Here is an 18,687-nt window from a genome sequence, read left to right on the forward strand (position 1 = left end):
TTATGCATTCCACAACTAATCCTAAACGAAATTTAAAACCTGAAATATCCCTGTTAGAATATAAAAAAGTTCTACAGGATCTACCAATTCCAATTTTTATTTGTGATCAAAAAGGAGTGGTTACTTTTTCAAATAAAGCCTGCAAGGAACATTTTCCCATAATTCTCGAGGATGATTCTAATATTCTTAACGAGGATACATTTAATTTTTTGGATAAAAATGCTAAAAAGCTTAAACCTGAAGAATTAGCTTTTCTCCAGGCATTACAGCAAAAAAAAGCCATTAAAAACCAAAAATATTATCTGGATAGGTCGGGTACTCTTGGTTATTCTGTGTCTTCAAAGATACATACTGGAGAAAATCCGGAAGATCTGGCTTTTCAGTTTGATTTTCTTCCTTTAAATAAAACCAAAAAAAGAAGTTTAAAACAAATCGCCCTTTCTGCGATAGTGGAATCTTCTAATGACGCGATTATTAGTAAAGATCTCAATGGAAAAATAATAAGCTGGAATAAAGGTGCCGAAAAGATCTTTGGATACACTGAAAAGGAAATGCTGGGCAAAAATGTTAGTATTCTTATCCCGTCATCCCGTCGCCAGGAAGAGAAGCTTATTCTGAAAACTATTAAAAACGGAAAATCTTTAGATCATTTTGAAACTATTCGGGTAAATAAAGCAGGAAATATGATCCCGCTTTCTTTAACTGTATCGCCCATAAAAGATGAATCAGGACAAGTTATTGGCGCATCGAAAGTTGCCAGAGATATTTCTGACAGGTTAAGGAGTGAAGAAAAACAAGCCCGACTTTCAGCAATTGTAGAATCATCTGACGACGGAATTATCAGTAAAGATCTGAATGGGATCATTAACAGTTGGAATATTGGTGCAAAAAGAATATTTGGTTATTCAGAATCTGAGGTATTAGGAAAATCAATAACCCTGCTAATTCCTAAAGAAAGACTGAATGAGGAAACAGTGATCTTAAAAAAGATACATTCCGGAGAAAGAATAGAGCATTTTGAAACTATAAGACTTTCAAAAAATGGAAAAGAAGTGCCGGTTTCAGTAAGTGTATCTCCATTAAAAGATAGTCATGGAAAAATTATTGGCGCCTCTAAAATTGTAAGAAATATTGAAGAGCAAATAAAATCCAAACAAAAAATTGAGAGTTACGTAGAGAAACTTAGGATACTAAACTCTGTTGGAAAGGATATTTCTTCAAAATTAGACCTGGAAACCGTACTTCAAAAAGTTACCGATGCTACCACAAAATTATCTGGGGCTAAATTTGGAGCATTCTTTTATAACACCCAGATAGAATCTGGTGAATCCATGATGTTATATACTTTATCTGGTGCACCAAAGCAGGCATTTGAAAAACTGGGAATGCCCAGACATACCGCCGTATTTCAACCTACATTCTCTGGTCAGGGAATAGTGAGGGTAGATGATATAACACAGGATACCCGTTATGGTCGCAATGCTCCTTACAACGGAATGCCTACTGGACACCTGCAAGTAACAAGCTATATGGCAATTCCCGTAATTTCTACTTCGGGAAATGTTATAGGAGGTTTAATTTTTGGACATCCGGAGAAAGGAGTATTTAAAAAAGAGCATGAAATAATGGTAAGGAATATTGCGGCGCAAGCAGCAATTACTTTAGATAATTCTCAGCTCTTTGAAAAAGTAAAATCTTTAAGCGAAAAGAAAGATGAGTTTATAGCACTTGCAAGTCACGAACTTAAAACTCCTCTCACTACAATTAAAGGCTACCTACAAATTCTTGAGAAGAAAATTGAAGAGCCAAAATCTAAACTTTTTTTATCAAAAACTCTAGATCAGGCTAACCGTTTAAATATTCTTATTGATGATCTTTTAAATATGTCCCGCATAGAGGCAGGAAAACTTGAATTTAATTATGAAGAATTCGATTTCAGGGAAATGCTATTTGAATTGAGTGAGACCTATAATTACAGTGAGATCAGTCATAGAATTTTACCAGACATTGGGGACAAAGCATTGTTTATTAAAGCTGATAAACAAAGGATAGAACAGGTTCTTAACAATCTACTCAACAACGCTATAAAATACTCTCCTAATGCAGATAAAGTATATTTAAAACTGCAGGAAAATCACAATAAGGTCACAGTTATTGTAAAAGACGAGGGATTAGGCTTAACCCCGGAACAACAGAAAAACGTTTTTAACCGATTTTATCGGGCTGAATCCACCAAAGGCATAAACGGACTTGGACTTGGTTTATATCTTACCAAGCAGATCATAGATGCACATAATGGTAAACTAGGCGTAAAAAGTGAAGAAGGTAAAGGTTCAGAATTTTTCTTTAGTCTTCCCCTGAAAAATGAAATTTTATAATATAGCAATGCTTCATTTAACAAAACCTTTCAAGCTTCAAATTCTTAGCTATATATATTTGCGTCAACTATAATGAACATGAAAACGATTTTTTTAGTGGAGGATGATCAGGGTTTAAGAGAACTTATACATTTTCTCCTCACCGATAAGAATTATGAGGTGGAAGCATTTCCAAATGCTACTTCTTTTGAAAAAAGATTGGAAACTTCAAATCAAGATCCAGATCTAATTCTTATGGATATTATGCTTCCAGATGGTAATGGTGTAGATTTATGTAAAGGCCTGAAGAAATCCAATCATAAAAAAGAGATTCCGGTTTTATTAATGTCGGCGCATGCGAACCCTTCCATAGCTGATAATTCGGGGGCCTGTGATTTTATAAAAAAACCATTCGACATAGAAGAGCTTTACACTCGCATTCAAAAATATGTGGTCTAAGGATTTCCCAGGTTTACCCCTATATCATTTTAACTACTTATACCAGCAGGTTCAAATTCAACTCGAACCGACCTCCCAATCGTATTAAATAATTAAGAAATCCTGAAAAGATATCATTCAGTGAGTCATCATATCACAAAAAATCAGGGAATCTAAACTTTAGCGCCATCTAAGCAAATAGCTTATAAAATAAAAAAGCAAGCTATAGGAGCTTGCTTTTTTTGTGACCTTGCCAGGATTCAAACCTGGAACCTCCTGAGCCGTAATCAGGTGCGCTATTCAGTTGCGCCACAAGGCCATTTTTTAACCACTTTACTATCTTACAAAGCGGGTGCAAATATATTGTTTATTTTAAAATCTGAAAAGTTTAATAGGATTTTTTGAACTAAATTATTTCGGCACTTAAACCGGCGTCCAATAATTTAGAGCAACGTGGTTTTAATTCTTTATAAGGACCGGTTTTAACCGTGCATTTTCCTTTATAATGCACCAGAATAGAACATTGTTCCGCCTGCTCTGGAGTATGTTCACAGGCATAGATCAAAGTTTCTATCACATGATCAAAAGTATTATAATCGTCGTTATATAATACGATCTCATTCTCTTTCTTTTCTTTGGTCTTTACTTCAACCTCTTCTAATAATTCTTCTTTCGTACTCATCTTCAAAAATTTCTCTTTCTACATGCGGTAAAGATACAATTATTGATAAAAACCTTAGCGTGAAAACTTTGCAGCGACCCAGTCATTCCTCTCAAAATTTTCTATAAAGTCCAAACCAGCTTTTTCACAGGCCTTTTTAATTGCCGGCAGGTCGCCTTCGTAAAATCCGCTTAAAAATAAATCTCCATTTGCTTTAAGACTTTTTTCATAGATAGGCAGATCTCGTAAAAGGATATTGCGGTTGATATTCGCCAGTATGGTATCATATTCACGGCCCTCAAGCAACTCTGCTCCTCCTTCTTCCACATTAATATGTTCGCAATCATTTCTACTGATGTTCTCCAAAGTATTTAAATAACACCAGTTATCAATATCTATAGCATCTATCGTCTTTGCTCCTTTCATGGCAGCAAGAATAGCTAGAACCCCTGTTCCGCAGCCCATATCCAAAACGCTTTTTCCTTCCCAGTCATTCTTCAGAATATGCTGTATCATCATATGGGTAGTGGCATGGTGACCAGTACCAAAGGACATTTTAGGTTCAATAACAATATCAAAATTAACATCAAGTTTTTCATGAAATGGCGCTCTTACACTGCAACGTTCATCTACAAGAATAGGAGTAAAATTCTTCTCCCACTCTTCGTTCCAGTTCACCCGTTCTATTTCATTCTGACTATAAGTGATCTTAAAATCTTCTGATTGCAGAATATGAACATTAGCCAGTATATCATCTTCATATTCTTCTTCCGGAATATAAGCGGTAATACCATCATCATTCTCTACAAAACTCTCAAATCCCAGGTAACCCAATTCGGCAATAAGGATTTCAGAAGCCGGCTGAACCGGATCTATTTTAAACTGAAATTCGAAATAATTTCCAGCCATTCTTAAAATGAATTTACAATCTCTACAAAGTCTACGGCATTAAGACTTGCTCCACCAATAAGACCTCCATCTACATCCTCTTTTGCGAAAATTTCCCTGGCATTATTAGGTTTTACACTCCCTCCGTAAAGAATAGAAGTATTTTCAGCCACTTCTTTTCCAACATTTTTATTTAAAAGCGCACGTACATGTTTATGCATTTCCTGAGCCTGCTCCGGGCTGGCAGTTTCTCCGGTTCCAATTGCCCAAACCGGTTCATAAGCCAGGATTATATATTTCCACGCACTTTGAGGCAGTTGAAAAAGACTTTCTTTTAACTGAGTTTCTACCAAATCGAAATGCTTATCGCTCTTTCGATCGTCCAATTCCTCACCAAAACAGAAAATTACGGTCATTTCATTCTCTATTGCGGTCTTTACCTTTTTAGCCAGGATATCATTGGTTTCATTAAAATAAGCTCTTCGCTCACTGTGACCAATAATCACGGTAGTAACACCAATACTTTTAAGCATGCTAGCAGAAATTTCCCCCGTATAGGCGCCTTTCTCGCTTTCGTGCATATTTTGAGCAGCCACAATTACCGGGGTGCCTTTAAGTGCCTGAAAAGTTGGATATAGATTAGTAAAAGAAGGAGCAACCATCACTTTTGCTTCGGGTTCCTTAACCATCTGAAGTTTTAACTTTCCTAACAGTTCCTCGGTTTCCGCAAGGTCATTATTCATTTTCCAGTTTCCGGCAACTATATTATCTCTCATGATTTTATTTTTGGTTTTTGCTAGATCATTTTAGCTGATACCAGAAGATATCAGTTAAAACAAATATAAGGAAAGGAGAATTCACTGAATCTTAAACCGATGCCAAACCTTGAAATTTTAGAAAATATTCAAAGACCACACTAATTAATTTATAATTCAATATCTGAAGCATCAAACCAGTGCTTTTTCTGTGTAATTGTTCCGTTTTCAAGGGTAAGAAATCCGGGGTTTGCACGAACAATGGTTTTTAGCGCCGTTTCGTCGGTCTGGTAAAAATCAAAGTTGAGCTGGTATTTTTTCTTTAATTCAGTCTGAAGATCGCCTCCCGATGCGGTAAGCCCAATTACCCGGTATCCTTTCTGACGGGCATTCTCACTCAGTGATTTAACCGCTTTGTAACCTTCCATTTCTGTCGAACGAAGATTATAAGCTACTATCAATAAAACCTTATCTGCAGAAAGAACTTCTTCGGTAATATCTCCTTCCTCTCCTTCTATCACGAAGTCATGAATTGGAGGGAGCGCATTCTCTCCAGATTGTGAAGTTTCCACTCCTATAAACTCCCCATCAATTTGAGGATAAGCACCATTATTTTTAATTATTTTCTCTTCTCCATTCACATTGAATTTCCAGCTATAGACTACTTCAGCTTTTTCTGCACCTTCAGGTAATTTCATTTTTTCAGGAATATTATTTCCAACTTTATAGGGTCTGAAATCGAATACAGGTAAATGCATCAATACATGATAGCAAAAGGCAAAACAAGCCAAAAAAGAGATAAACACCACCCACTTATGATATTTTACTGGAAAAATAGGATTGATAAATTTTTGATTGAAGAAAATTATCAAGATCAGAACCAGCAGAATGATATCCTTATAAAAAGACTCCCATGGGGTGAGCGGAATAGCATCTCCGAAACATCCACAATCTGTTACTTTATTAAAATAGGCAGAATAAAAAGTAAGGAAGGTAAAGAAAACGATCATCACCAAAAGACTCCAACTGGTAAATTTAGGAACATAGCCAATTAGCAACATTATCCCCACTACTAACTCAAATATCACTAACAATATGGCGATAACAAGCGCAAAAGGAATTAGAAACGGAATATCAAGCACAGGCTCGCTAAAATATTCCTGCAATTTATAAGAGAAACCAACCGGGTCGTTCAATTTTATAAATCCTGAAAAAATAAAAAGAACTCCAACCAGTATTCTGGCGATACTTACAATTGCTTTCATATCCTAGTGTTATTTAGCAGTAGTTATTTCTTCGGCTTCGCTAAAATGTATCATAGCGAAAACTGAATAGTTGATCATATCTTGATAATTGGCATCTATACCTTCACTAACCAGGGTTTTACCTTTATTATCCTCTATTTGTTTTACCCGAAGTAGCTTCTGGATTATAAGATCTGTCAAAGAACTAATTCTCATGTCGCGCCAGGCTTCACCATAATCGTGATTCTTATTCATCATTAGTTCCTTAGTTTCAGCTATCTTTTCATCATAAAGAGCAATAGCTTCATCAGGATTTAGATCTGGTTGTACCGCTATCCCTTTCTCCAATTGGATAAGCGCCATTACAGAATAATTGATGATCCCTATGAATTCAGATTTTTCATCCTCATCTACTTTACGCACATCGCTTTCCTGTAATTGTCTAATTCGCTGGGCTTTTATGAATATTTGATCGGTAAGCGACGGTAGCCTTAAAATTCTCCAGGCACAACCGTAATCTTTCATTTTATTTAGAAACAAACTGCGGCAGCCTTCAATTACCGCGTCGTATTGTTTTGAAGTATCCTGCATGAAGTAGATGTAATTTCCGTAAATTTCGGGCAAATATTTCAGATAGTCAAAGTTATTTCTGCACTATCAAAAAATCTGAACAATCGCATGTTTATCAATTGTAAAGGAAGCCTGATAGACCTTTCACATCCAAAAGTGATGGGAATTATTAATATCACCCCCGATTCTTTTTACAGCGGAAGCCGTTTTGAAAGCGAAAAAGAGATTCTCAAACAGGCGGAAAAAATGCTAACGGAGGGAGCTACCTTTCTTGATCTGGGTGCTTATAGTTCCAGGCCGGGAGCAGATGATATTTCAGTGGAGGAGGAATTAAAAAGAATGATTCCGGCAATTGAACTTATTTTGAAAGAGTTTCCTGAAGCTGTAATTTCAGTAGATACCTTTAGAGCCAAAGTAGCTAATAATAGTATCCAGGCAGGCGCAGCCATGATCAATGATATTTCCGCCGGAAAACTGGACCAAGAGATGCTTTCTGTTATTGCTGAAAATCAGGTTCCATATATCATGATGCACATGAAGGGAACTCCGCAAACCATGAAAGATCTTAATCAATACGAAGACCTGACTTCTGAAGTTCTTTTTTACTTTTCAGAAAGGATCAGAGCTGCCAGAGAACTTGGAATTAATGATATTATTATTGATCCCGGCTTTGGTTTTGCGAAGAATATTGCGCAGAATTTTGAATTACTTTCCAAACTTGAACTTTTTAATAACCTGGAATTACCTTTACTGGTGGGTGTTTCAAGAAAAAGTATGATCTGGAAAAAATTGAATATTTCAGCAAATGAAGCCCTGAACGGTACTACTGTCCTAAACACGGCAGCCCTCTTTAAAGGAGCAAATATATTAAGGGTTCATGATGTGAAAGAAGCCTTGGAATGCATCAAATTAACTCATGAATTAAGAAACTAATTTTAGTTTTTCTATTTTTACATAAAACCCCCGCAATTTGGACATCATAGATCTTCGAATTCTCGATATCCTGGATATTGTTTTTGTAGCCCTTCTACTCTACTATGTATATAAACTGGTACGTGGAACCGCTGCCGTCAACATTTTTATTGGTATCGTAGTAATTTACCTTGTCTGGCTACTTACACAGTTACTACAAATGGAATTGCTAAGCAGTGTGCTGGGTGAATTTGTGGGAGTTGGTGTATTTGCGCTTATCGTGGTTTTTCAGCAGGAAATCCGAAAATTCCTTTTAATGATAGGTTCTACGAACTTCACCCAAAAAGGTAGATTTTTCAGAAGCTTTAAATTTAACCGGGATGATTTTGATTCAAAAATTAATGTGGATGCGATCATAGATGCCTGCGAAACGATGGGGAAGACCTATACCGGAGCACTTATGGTTATTCAGCAAAGCAATAAGCTTGATTTCGTTAAGAATACGGGAGATAAAATGAAGATCGAACTGAATCAGCCTATTATAGAATCTATCTTTTTTAAAAATAGTCCGTTACATGACGGGGCGATGATTATTGAAGAAAATAAGATCACGGCCACCCGGGTGATATTACCTGTTTCTAACGATAGATCCATTCCCCTCAGGTTTGGATTAAGGCACCGTGCTGCGGTTGGAATTACTGAAAAAACAGATGCCCTCGCCCTTGTGGTAAGTGAGGAAACGGGACAAACCTCTTATATAAAAGACGGCCAGTTTATAATGTTCGAAACGATGGAAGAATTGAAAGACAAGATCAAAGAGGATATCACCTAAATTTCCTTAAAAGAGAATTTAATTTATTTCTCTATTAACTTGGTTTAAATCGCTTCTTCTTCCTTGAACTGAACTTCATAAAGCTTTCTGTAATAACCCTCTGTTTTCTGAAGTAATTCTTTATGATTACCAATTTCAACAATCTCCCCCTGATCCATCACAATGATCTTATCGGCCTTTTTGATAGTAGCAAGACGGTGTGCGATCACGATAGAAGTCCTACCTTCAGTAATTTTATCTGTAGCATCCTGAATTAACTGTTCGCTATACGAATCTACAGAAGAGGTCGCTTCATCCAAGACAAGAATACTTGGATTACTAACATAGGCTCTTAAGAATGAGATCAACTGCCGTTGACCTGAGGAAAGCATCGCTCCTCTTTCCTTTACATTGTAATAATACCCGCCAGGTAATGAGCTTATAAACTCGTGTATCCCGATCTGTTTAGCTGCGTTGATCACATCTTCATCAGAAATATCAGGATTGTCAAGGTTAATATTATTCATAATAGTATCAGCAAAAAGAAAAACATTCTGTAATACCACGGCTATTTGAGCCCTTAAAGACCTAAGCTGAATCTCTTTAATGTTGGTGTTGTCCACCAAAATAGTACCGCTATCAATTTCATAAAAACGGCTAAGCAGATTGATGATGGTTGATTTTCCGGCACCCGTGGCTCCAACAATCGCAACGGTTTCTCCGGGATTTACTTTAAAGGAAATTCCTTTAAGCACTTCTTCATCATCTACATAGCTAAAACGAACATCTTTGAATTCGATCTCTCCATTTAGATTTCCAACTTCTATAGTGCCGTTATCTTCAATATTCGCTTTGGTATCTATGATATCGAAAACACGATTTGCCGCGACCATTCCCATTTGCAGGGTATTGAACTTATCTGCTATCTGCCTTAGTGGTCTGAAGAGCATTTGTGACAATTCAATAAAGGCTACGATGATACCCAGCGACATATCGTCTCCTGCCACTACTCTTAAACCTCCAAACCACACAATGAGTCCGATGGTGATAGAGGTAGACATTTCCGCAATTGGAAAGAAAATGGAGTTATACCAGACTGTTTTTACCCAGGCTTTTCTATGTTTATCGTTGATCTCCTGAAAATTGGCATATTCAGTTTTTTCCCTGGTAAAAAGCTGAACGATCTTCATTCCCGTAATTCGCTCCTGAACGAAAGTATTGAGATTCGCTACCTGGGTTCTTACCTCTTCAAAAGCCAGTTTCATTTTTTTCTGAAAAACACGGGTAGCATAAATAATAAACGGAAGAACTGTGAGCACCAATAAGGTTAATTCCCAGCTTTTATAGAACATCACCCCAATAACAACCAGCATTTTAAGAAGATCACTAATGATCATAAACAGACCCTGACTAAAAATACTGGCAATGGTTTCAATATCACTGACCGCCCGTGTTACCAATCTTCCAACAGCCGATTTATCGTAATACTTCATTCTAAAGCCAAGCATATGCTTAAATAGCTTCACTCTGATATCACGCACAACTTCCTGCCCCAGCCAGTTAGCATAATAGATAAAACAGAACTGGAATATAACTTCCAGAACCAAAACGCCCATCATCAGGCTTACGTAGTAAATTAAGCTATCAAAATCTGATGGAATTAAGGCCTCATCTACCGTTTCCTGTAAAAGAATTGGTCTTAAAACGGCAAATAAGGAAACCAGAATAGCCGCGACTCCAACGAAATAAAATATTCGCTTATAAGGATTCGTATATCTAAGCAAACGCTTAAACAAATCCATATCGAACGCATTTCCAGTATTTGATGCCATTTAGTCTATTCTGATATTTTCAGGATATTCTATCCTGGTTAAGTATAATCCTTGTGCAGGAACAGACGTTCCTGCCTTTCCCCTGTCTTCACTCTTAATTACTTCATGCATATGAGAAACAGGATATTTATTTTGGCCAATTTCTATAAGAGTTCCAACCACTGCCCGAACCATATTTCTAAGAAATCTGTCGGCGGTAATATGGAAAATCAACTTATTTTCTTCTAAGCGCCATTCAGCTTCATCAATTCTGCAATTATAAGTTCTCACATCAGTACGGCTTTTAGAGAAACATTTAAAATTAGTGTACTCTTTTAAAATAGCCGCGGCCATATTCATCTTTTCTACATCCAGTTCATGCTTCAAAAACCAGGAGTTATCTCTATTAAACGGATCTTTTTCCTGAATAATATGATATTCATAACTTCTGGATAATGCATCGAAACGGGCATGAGCCTCCTTTTTTACAGAAAAAATACTTGCAATGCCTATATCTTTCGGAAGCATGGAATTTAGCTTATACTTTAAAAGTTCTCTATTAATAGGTTTAGCAGAATCAAAGTGGGCAAACATTTGCCTGGCATGAACCCCGGCATCTGTTCTTCCTGCACCAACAATCTGAATAGAAGAACCCAGAACTTTGCTAAGGTTTTTTTCCAGGAGCTCCTGAACACTTAAAGAGTTCGGCTGATTTTGCCAACCATGATAGGCTTTTCCAAAATATGAGAGTTCTATAAAGTACCGCAAGCTCCGCTTTATTTTTATATTAGCGAAATGCAAAGATAAGGCAATTATAGCAAGGAAAAAGTCTTTGCCGCAGCATCCTTTGTTAAACGAATTTTAAAATCCTAAGATTTGAAAAAGATCCTTCTTCTAAGTGATACTCATGCCCATATGAATGACAGAATTCTGCATTATGCGGAACAGGCTGATGAAATATGGCATGCAGGAGATATAGGCACTCTTGAGGTAACCGATCAACTTCAGGCCCTGAAACCTTTAAAAGCAGTTTACGGAAATATTGATAATGCGACCATTAGAAAAGAGTTTCCGCTAAACAATAGATTTATGTGTGAAGATGTGGATGTATGGATCACTCACATTGGTGGTTATCCTGGAAAATACTCTCCCGCAGTAAGAGAAGAAATCAGGAAAAATCCTCCAAAGATTTTTATATCCGGCCACTCTCATATATTAAAGGTGATGAATGACAAAACTCTGAAACTGCTTCATATGAATCCAGGAGCCGCAGGAAAACAGGGATTTCACCAAAAACGAACGATGCTAAGATTTAAAATTGATGGAAAGGAAATTAAGGACCTGGAAGTTATTGAATTAGAATAAAAAAATTGCATTTTTTTAATCTCCCTCTCCCTACCCTTTCCGCCGCGGAGAGGAAAAAATAAAACATCAGAAAATTATTCTATCAAAAAACCCGAAGCATTCACTTCGGGTTTTTCACGCACTAATACTACTAAGATGATAGGCTTATCGTAATCGGTCAACAGATTTTACGAGATCTTCGTCCTTTTTGATGGCCTTATTGGCCAAAACAATAAAAACGATAGAAATAATAGGAAGAAACATCCCAATACCCTTCTCTGAAATATCCATTTCTCCAGGTAAAGTTAGAGACCAATAAACAAACACTCCTAGTAAAAAAAGGTTCAATATTATATTTAGACGCCCCAGTACAAACTGGAGTTTTCTATTTTTAAACATAAAGATACTCACTAACGAGATAGCTGCCGATCCAAGGAACATTCCAAAGGCAATTAACTGATCCTGAGCATAAATCTCTTCCCCTGCTGAATTTGTCCAGAGTGAAAATACGAAAATAAGACCAGCCGCCGTTATAGCTGCTAAAAGTAAGTAAACAGTTTGTATTCTTTGGAGCATATTTGTCGCTGTTGCGGCACAAAAATAAAAGATTCTTTTTAGAATTACTGTGTAAAAGTTTAAAATAAAGTTGTATTATTGCAGGAACATTTCGTAACCCATTCAACATTGGTTACTTAAGTCTCCAAAACTTTTTATTCTTCCACGAGAAGTTTTTAAAATCAATCCAAAAAAAATTATTTAAACGCATTCATGTTTGAAATTTCAGAATTAAAAGCTAAAAAGCTTCCTGAACTTAAGGAAATTGCTCAAACTCTTAACGTTCCTAAGTATAAGACTTTGAAAAAACTAGATTTGGTGTATCAGATTCTGGATTACCAGGCATCAAATCCTACTAAAGTGAAAGAAGTTCTTACCGACGATAAAGACGAGAAGGCTAAAGAAAAACCTAAAAGACCGGCGAAGATTGGTAGTGATAAAAAGCCATCCCGACCTGATTCTAATCCAAAAGCCGCTCATTCAAAACCTTCAGGAAAAGACTCCTCTCATTCTTCTCAAAGAGATGAAAAAAGGAATACTCCCCCTCCAAAAAAAGATAGAGACAGAAGTCCGAATCCTAAAAAGGAGAGCCGTGGTAGAAATGAAAATCGCAATGAGAATCGAAGTGATAATCGCAATGAGAACCGAAATGAGAACCGCAGCGATAACAGGAATACCAATCGCAACGATAATCGTACCGACAATAAGAAAAATAATGGAAACCGTGATAACAGAAATCGTTACCGCGAACCAGATTACGAATTTGATGCGATCATAGAAAGCGAAGGAGTGCTGGACATCATGCAGGATAACTACGGTTTCCTGAGATCTTCAGATTATAACTATCTTACTTCACCAGATGATATTTATGTATCTCAGTCACAAATAAGACTGTTTGGTCTTAAGACAGGCGATACTGTACAAGGGCAAATTAGACCACCAAAAGAAGGTGAAAAATATTTCCCTCTTATCAAGATCAATAAAATTAATGGACTTGATCCGCAGGTAGTAAGAGATCGTGTTTCTTTTGAACACCTTACCCCGCTTTTCCCTAAAGATAAATTTAACCTTGCCGATAAGCAGAGTTCCATCTCTACAAGGGTAATGGATCTTTTCGCACCTATCGGAAAAGGTCAGCGTGGAATGATCGTTTCTCAACCTAAGACCGGTAAAACGATGTTACTAAAGGATATCGCCAATGCAATTGCAGCGAATCATCCCGAAGTATATCAAATCGTATTACTAATCGATGAGAGACCTGAAGAGGTTACCGATATGCAACGTAACGTAAAAGGTGAAGTGGTAGCTTCAACTTTTGATAAAGAGGCTCACGAGCATGTGAGAGTTGCAAATATTGTGCTGGAAAAAGCAAAGCGTCTGGTTGAATGTGGTCATGATGTAGTGATCTTACTGGATTCTATCACAAGGCTTGCAAGAGCTTATAACACAGTTCAGCCTGCCAGCGGTAAAGTATTAAGTGGTGGTGTAGATGCAAATGCACTTCACAAACCAAAGAGATTCTTTGGTGCTGCACGTAATATTGAGAACGGCGGTTCCTTATCTATTATAGCCACTGCGCTAACAGAGACAGGATCTAAAATGGATGAAGTGATTTTTGAAGAATTTAAAGGAACAGGTAACATGGAACTTCAGTTAGACAGAAGAATTTCTAACCGAAGAATCTTCCCTGCAATAGACCTTGTATCTTCAAGTACGCGTAGAGATGACCTTCTATTAGACGATACTACAATTCAACGTATGTGGGTGCTTAGAAAATATCTTGCAGATATGAATCCTGTGGAAGCTATGGAATTCATTAATGATAAGATAAGAAACACCAGAAACAACGAAGAGTTTTTAATCTCCATGAACGGTTAAAATATACTGTTAAACCCTACTTATTAAAGCCGGAAGATCAACCTTCCGGCTTTTTTATTTTCCAGTATGTATACTCTTACTACGATGTAACCTTCTATAGCAGCTAAATATTCATAGAGTTATACTTACGAAACAGAGAAATCTGTGATCAATTAGATTCTTAATTACCGTGCTCCTTCGAAATGATAAAACCACATTTATTCCTTATTAAATTTATTTTAGATCTTTTGAAAAGCCTCTTTAAAGCGAGTAAAACGGAAGCCTGAGAGCATTCAGCATCAATGATTTTTCCGGGAAATTTTCAAAATTCATCCATACTTAAATTCGGGCATAAAAAAAGCTCCATCTTTCGATGAAGCTTTTAGAGCGGGAGACCGGGTTCGAACCGGCGACATTCAGCTTGGAAGGCTGACGCTCTACCAACTGAGCTACTCCCGCCTTAGGCTGCAAATATAATCTGAAACAATTCCAAAAACCAAAATTTTTACAGCTTTTTTAAAAAATGATATCCTCTAATAATATAACCGAGGTTCATATAAAATTTGTGAGATCCAAAATTCTCTACATAAGTGTTTAATTCCATGGTTTCACAACCCTTTGATTCAGCAAATTGATGTATAAATTCCATCAAAGCCTTCCCTACTCCTTTCCTCTGGTATGGATCCTCAATATAAATATGATCAACTTCACAAGCTCTTCCCGCATAATGACGGGTCATAAACCATAATCCAAAAACTCCTATCATTTCATCAGCCTTGTAAATCCCAAAACATTCATAATTCTGGTCGAACATTTCCAGCAAGCGTTCTTTAAGTAATCCATCATTTGGTGGCTGTTCATGGAGTTTCTTCAGAAAAGGCAAAACCAGGTTAAAATCTTCTTTTAAAATCTTGTTAAATGCCAGTTCCATGATTCTTTTTTCTGCTAAAATAGTCATATTTTTAGCTACACTTAGAACAAGATAAATAAGCTTTAAATGGATTTCATGAAAAATAAAACCGGAAAAATTCAGGATTTAATAGATAATAAATTATTAGAAAAAAGAAAGATCTACATGTGGGGTGAGGTAAGTGATAAAACCGCCAAATATGTGATCGACAGGCTTGAATACCTGGATCTTGAAGGAGATGAAGAAATTCAATTATTCATTAATAGTCCCGGAGGTTATGTTACTGACGGATTCGCCATCTATGACACCATTATGAGCCTAGAATCTCCTGTCTCTACAATATGTACGGGACTGGCAGCCTCTATGGGATCTATTCTACTTTCTGCAGGAAAAAAAGGAAGAAGATTTATCCAGCCGCATGCAAAAGTGATGATACATCAACCTAGTGGAGGTGCTCGCGGACAGGCTTCAAATATTGAAATTGCAGCAAATGAGATCTTAAAAACAAAACACCTAAGCGCTGAAATACTTGCTGAAAATTGTGGCCAGACTGTGGAGAAGGTTCTGAAAGATTTTAACCGTGATTACTGGATGGATGCTGAGGAATCTATGGAATATGGAATTGTAGATGGGATTTATAAAAAATAGTTTGCAAATGGAGATCAAGCATAAAGAAAGCAACAGCCGCGGCATGTTCTATATAGAAAATGAAAAAGGCCTCATCGGTGAATTAACCTATCGTAAGAATGAAAACAATGTTCTTACGATAGATCATACCGAAGTGAAACGTGAAATGGAGAACCAGGGTATTGGTTCCAGCCTAATCAAAGAAAGTGTTGAATTTGCACGAAAACATAATTTAAAGATAGACCCGCTTTGTCCTTTTGCAGAAGTTCAGTTTGACCTGCATAAATCTTATGAAGATGTTCGGGCTAGCTAAGGCCTGAACAACTTTGATTAAATTTCTTTTATGCGAAGCCCCAGATTAACATTCGCCTTTATTTGCCTGCTACTTATTTCGGCCTGTAAGAGTGATCAGGAAGAACCTGGGATAGAAGAGCGAAATGAAGTTGAAGAAATAACTTTCCTTACCGAGAATGACGATATTGAAGACTTTTTTGATGATTCTGAAGCGGGAATAACCCAATTATACAATAGCACCGAGGTTTCAGGTTTTTATAGGGAACGCGATTTTCAGCCAGTCTGGACCAAACGAGAGCTGCGGGAAGATCTTTTCAGAAATATTGAAAATATTGAGGAGGAAGGACTATTTTTTGAAGATTATCATGGAGAAGAACTTCAAAAATTATTCCGTTCGCTGGATACTAATTCTGAAGAAGAGAATAACCTGTTGGAAATACTTCTTACAGATTCATATTTAAGACTTTCAAAAGACCTCGCCACCGGAAAATTAGATCCTACCACTATCCATGAAATCTGGGGAACACCCTTAAATGAAATTAATTCCCTGGAATTATTAGAAAATGCCATTTTACGCGGTGATATTCAGAAAAGCTTAGATACTCTAAAATCTAAACATATTGTATATCGTCAATTAAAATCTGCCTTAAAAGATTTCAAGAAGACCGGTATTGCAGATAAAACTACTACAAAAATAAACCAGGGAAAGCTTATAAGACCAGGTGAAAGTAGCGATAGAATATTCTCTGTAACCAAAAGACTTACTGAACTGGGTTATTTTAAGGGCACTATTGACTCTACAAATACAGCTTATAACGAAGACATTCAGGAAGCAGTTAAAAAATTTCAACTTGATCACGACTTGCAGGTAGATGCACTTCTTGGCAAAACCACTATTTCCAATCTTAATCTCACCAAGGAAGATCGCTATCACCAAATTATTGTAAATCTGGAGAGATGGCGTTGGTTCCCCAGGGATCTAGGGGAACATTATATCATTGTGAACATTCCCGGTTATGAATTAAATGTGGTAAAAAATACCGATACGGTAGGAACTCATAAGATCATGGTGGGAACTGAAGTTAGAAAAACCCCTGTTTTCTCAGATGAGATAGCTTATATTATCTACAATCCAACCTGGACCATTCCCCCAACAATAAAAAAGAATGATGTGATCCCGGGAGCTAAAAAAGATATAGGCTATTTTCAGAAAAAGAATATCAGAATATATGACAGTAAAGGTAACAGTGTAGACCCTTCTACAGTAGACTGGAACTCTTCAAAAGCCCGATCTTACATCTACAGACAACCGGCCGGACCTACAAATCCTCTGGGTCTTGTCAAGATCATTTATCCCAATAAGTATATGATCTATCTACATGACACCCCTTCTAAAAATTTATTCGAAAAGAATACCAGGGCACAAAGTTCAGGTTGTGTGCGGGTACAGGATGCACTTGGACTGGCCAGTTATCTTTTAAATGACCAGGAGAAGTATGACGACAAGAAAATTGAGGATATTCTCAAATCTGGCAGGACAACTGAAATTCCGGTAAAACAAAAGGTAAAGGTTCATCACTTTTACTGGACTGCCTACCAAAAAAAAGATACCATCAAATTTATTGATGATATCTATAATTTAGATCAGAAAACATGGGATAAATTAAAACCCGAATCCTGATTATACGTTTAGAAGCCCTGATTTCTCCAGGTAATCTTCATCACTTTTATGAATGTAGACTACTGACTTTCCTTTAATTTTATGGATAAGGTTTTTTGCAATCTTATTAGGAACGGCGGGACAACCATAGCTTCTTCCCAGTCTTCCATATCTGTTGATGAACTCAGGTTCAGCATAATCTGCTCCATGGATTACCACATAACGCTCACGTGCTTTAGAATTGAAAGCTTTTTCCATCCCGTCTATAAATAGAGATAGTCCATTTTTACCATAATAAGTTTCTCCGGTCACATAAAAACCAAGAGAACTCTGGTGAGAATTCACCTTATTAGAAAAGTTCCTGGCAAATTCACCCCCAGTATTTCTACCGTGGGCCACATACGTGTTAAATACAACCTCTCTGGTATCCATATTAAGGATCCACATCCTCTTCTTTTTAGAAGAAAGATTAAAATCTATAACCGTTAATAATGGATTGGAAACTTTGCCTGCTTCGTCAAGTTTTGTATACCCGCTAATGGCCTTTTCGAATACAGAAAGATTAGGCATTGTAGAATTATTCACCGAAAAGATCTTGTAAAGATCTGCCACTTTTTCTTCAAAAGACTTTTTAACTTCAATTTCGAGAGATAATTCCGGAGTTATTTTGGAATCTTTAGAATTGTTGATTTCAGCTGTGCTACTAAAAGCAAATGAGAAAATTAATACTCCAACAACCGTAAGAATTCTGTACTTCATATAATATCGTTTTTTCTATGTTTTGTTAATAAAAACCAAAAGCCTTGCCAACATACGAAAATTTAGAAAGAATTTTAATAAAACTCAAAATTTAACAAATAGGACTTTTATATTACTAATAATGAACTTATTAGATCGAACTTTAAATGTTTTAGTAAAACGAAGAGGTTCGTTAATTATTTTATTTTATAAAAATTTAATTGTTAAATTTTTAAGCTATTTATGATTAAAGAG

19 protein-coding genes and 2 tRNA genes are annotated in these 18,687 nt (G+C 36.6%); 9 read left to right on the top strand and 12 right to left on the bottom strand.

What is annotated here, in order from left to right:
* Positions 1–2 precede the first annotated feature (2 nt).
* Together LGQ90_RS09110 and LGQ90_RS09115 are read left to right on the top strand one after the other, a co-directional pair.
* Positions 3–2,378 (top strand): PAS domain S-box protein, encoded by a 2,376-nt coding sequence (locus LGQ90_RS09110; RefSeq protein WP_229340344.1) that lies wholly within the window; start codon positions 3–5, stop codon positions 2,376–2,378.
* A 78-nt stretch (positions 2,379–2,456) separates the two neighbouring features.
* Positions 2,457–2,816, top strand: coding sequence for a response regulator transcription factor (locus LGQ90_RS09115; protein WP_229340346.1), 360 nt, complete (start codon positions 2,457–2,459; stop codon positions 2,814–2,816).
* 224 nt (positions 2,817–3,040) lie between these two features.
* Here LGQ90_RS09115 and LGQ90_RS09120 read toward each other — a convergent pair.
* From LGQ90_RS09120 to LGQ90_RS09145, 6 genes are all read right to left on the bottom strand, one after another.
* Positions 3,041–3,114 (bottom strand) — tRNA-Arg (locus LGQ90_RS09120).
* A gap of 87 nt (positions 3,115–3,201) precedes the next feature.
* Positions 3,202–3,477: an ATP-dependent Clp protease adaptor ClpS gene (locus LGQ90_RS09125; RefSeq protein ID WP_229340348.1), complete on the bottom strand. Its 276-nt coding sequence runs from the start codon at positions 3,475–3,477 to the stop codon at positions 3,202–3,204.
* A gap of 54 nt (positions 3,478–3,531) precedes the next feature.
* Positions 3,532–4,365, bottom strand: coding sequence for a 50S ribosomal protein L11 methyltransferase (gene prmA / locus LGQ90_RS09130; RefSeq protein WP_229340350.1), 834 nt, complete (start codon positions 4,363–4,365; stop codon positions 3,532–3,534).
* 2 nt (positions 4,366–4,367) lie between these two features.
* Positions 4,368–5,120, bottom strand: a complete 753-nt coding sequence (gene tpiA, locus LGQ90_RS09135) for a triose-phosphate isomerase (RefSeq protein WP_229340352.1) — start codon at positions 5,118–5,120, stop codon at positions 4,368–4,370.
* Positions 5,121–5,269: 149 nt separating this feature from the next.
* A complete protein-coding gene (locus LGQ90_RS09140; protein WP_229340353.1) occupies positions 5,270–6,364 on the bottom strand; it encodes a BT_3928 family protein in 1,095 nt (364 codons plus the stop codon).
* Between the two features lie 9 nt (positions 6,365–6,373).
* Complete coding sequence (locus tag LGQ90_RS09145) at positions 6,374–6,934, bottom strand: DUF1599 domain-containing protein (RefSeq protein ID WP_229340355.1); 561 nt, start codon at positions 6,932–6,934, stop codon at positions 6,374–6,376.
* 87 nt (positions 6,935–7,021) lie between these two features.
* Between LGQ90_RS09145 and folP the strand changes: the two genes are divergently transcribed.
* Both folP and cdaA read left to right on the top strand, forming a co-directional pair.
* Positions 7,022–7,846: a dihydropteroate synthase gene (folP, locus tag LGQ90_RS09150; RefSeq protein WP_229340357.1), complete on the top strand. Its 825-nt coding sequence runs from the start codon at positions 7,022–7,024 to the stop codon at positions 7,844–7,846.
* 37 nt (positions 7,847–7,883) lie between these two features.
* Positions 7,884–8,657 (top strand): diadenylate cyclase CdaA, encoded by a 774-nt coding sequence (cdaA, locus tag LGQ90_RS09155; RefSeq protein WP_229340359.1) that lies wholly within the window; start codon positions 7,884–7,886, stop codon positions 8,655–8,657.
* A 44-nt stretch (positions 8,658–8,701) separates the two neighbouring features.
* Here cdaA and LGQ90_RS09160 read toward each other — a convergent pair whose 3' ends face one another.
* Together LGQ90_RS09160 and truA are read right to left on the bottom strand one after the other, a co-directional pair.
* Complete coding sequence (locus LGQ90_RS09160) at positions 8,702–10,468, bottom strand: ABC transporter ATP-binding protein (protein WP_229340361.1); 1,767 nt, start codon at positions 10,466–10,468, stop codon at positions 8,702–8,704.
* A complete protein-coding gene (gene truA / locus LGQ90_RS09165) occupies positions 10,469–11,215 on the bottom strand; it encodes a tRNA pseudouridine(38-40) synthase TruA (protein ID WP_229340362.1) in 747 nt (248 codons plus the stop codon).
* Between the two features lie 108 nt (positions 11,216–11,323).
* Here truA and LGQ90_RS09170 point away from each other — a divergent pair, with 108 nt between their 5' ends.
* A complete protein-coding gene (locus LGQ90_RS09170) occupies positions 11,324–11,812 on the top strand; it encodes a metallophosphoesterase family protein (RefSeq protein ID WP_229340364.1) in 489 nt (162 codons plus the stop codon).
* A 144-nt stretch (positions 11,813–11,956) separates the two neighbouring features.
* Here the strand turns inward: LGQ90_RS09170 and LGQ90_RS09175 are convergent, their stop codons facing one another.
* A complete protein-coding gene (locus LGQ90_RS09175) occupies positions 11,957–12,367 on the bottom strand; it encodes a DUF4293 domain-containing protein (protein WP_229340367.1) in 411 nt (136 codons plus the stop codon).
* Positions 12,368–12,559: 192 nt separating this feature from the next.
* On the opposite strand from LGQ90_RS09175, the gene rho reads away from it, so the two are divergent.
* Positions 12,560–14,224, top strand: coding sequence for a transcription termination factor Rho (gene rho, locus LGQ90_RS09180; protein ID WP_229340369.1), 1,665 nt, complete (start codon positions 12,560–12,562; stop codon positions 14,222–14,224).
* Positions 14,225–14,589: 365 nt separating this feature from the next.
* Here rho and LGQ90_RS09185 read toward each other — a convergent pair.
* A tRNA-Gly gene (locus LGQ90_RS09185) sits at positions 14,590–14,662 on the bottom strand.
* A 46-nt stretch (positions 14,663–14,708) separates the two neighbouring features.
* Positions 14,709–15,161 (bottom strand): GNAT family N-acetyltransferase, encoded by a 453-nt coding sequence (locus tag LGQ90_RS09190; RefSeq protein WP_229340371.1) that lies wholly within the window; start codon positions 15,159–15,161, stop codon positions 14,709–14,711.
* A gap of 48 nt (positions 15,162–15,209) precedes the next feature.
* Between LGQ90_RS09190 and LGQ90_RS09195 the strand changes: the two genes are divergently transcribed.
* From LGQ90_RS09195 to LGQ90_RS09205, 3 genes are read left to right on the top strand one after another with little or no spacing between them, the layout of a single operon-like run.
* On the top strand, positions 15,210–15,761 hold the full coding sequence (locus LGQ90_RS09195; protein WP_229340373.1) for a ClpP family protease: 552 nt from the start codon (positions 15,210–15,212) through the stop codon (positions 15,759–15,761).
* 7 nt (positions 15,762–15,768) lie between these two features.
* Positions 15,769–16,053 (top strand): GNAT family N-acetyltransferase, encoded by a 285-nt coding sequence (locus tag LGQ90_RS09200; RefSeq protein ID WP_229340375.1) that lies wholly within the window; start codon positions 15,769–15,771, stop codon positions 16,051–16,053.
* 30 nt (positions 16,054–16,083) lie between these two features.
* Positions 16,084–17,715, top strand: a complete 1,632-nt coding sequence (locus LGQ90_RS09205; RefSeq protein WP_229340376.1) for a L,D-transpeptidase family protein — start codon at positions 16,084–16,086, stop codon at positions 17,713–17,715.
* Here the strand turns inward: LGQ90_RS09205 and LGQ90_RS09210 are convergent, their stop codons facing one another.
* The gene (locus LGQ90_RS09210; RefSeq protein WP_229340378.1) at positions 17,716–18,453 is read right to left on the bottom strand and encodes a murein L,D-transpeptidase catalytic domain family protein; all 738 of its coding nucleotides are present in this window, start codon (positions 18,451–18,453) and stop codon (positions 17,716–17,718) included. It lies immediately after the preceding gene.
* Positions 18,454–18,687 lie beyond the last annotated feature (234 nt).

It is taken from the genome of Christiangramia sediminis (assembly GCF_020552705.1).
Lineage (GTDB): Bacteria > Bacteroidota > Bacteroidia > Flavobacteriales > Flavobacteriaceae > Christiangramia > Christiangramia sediminis.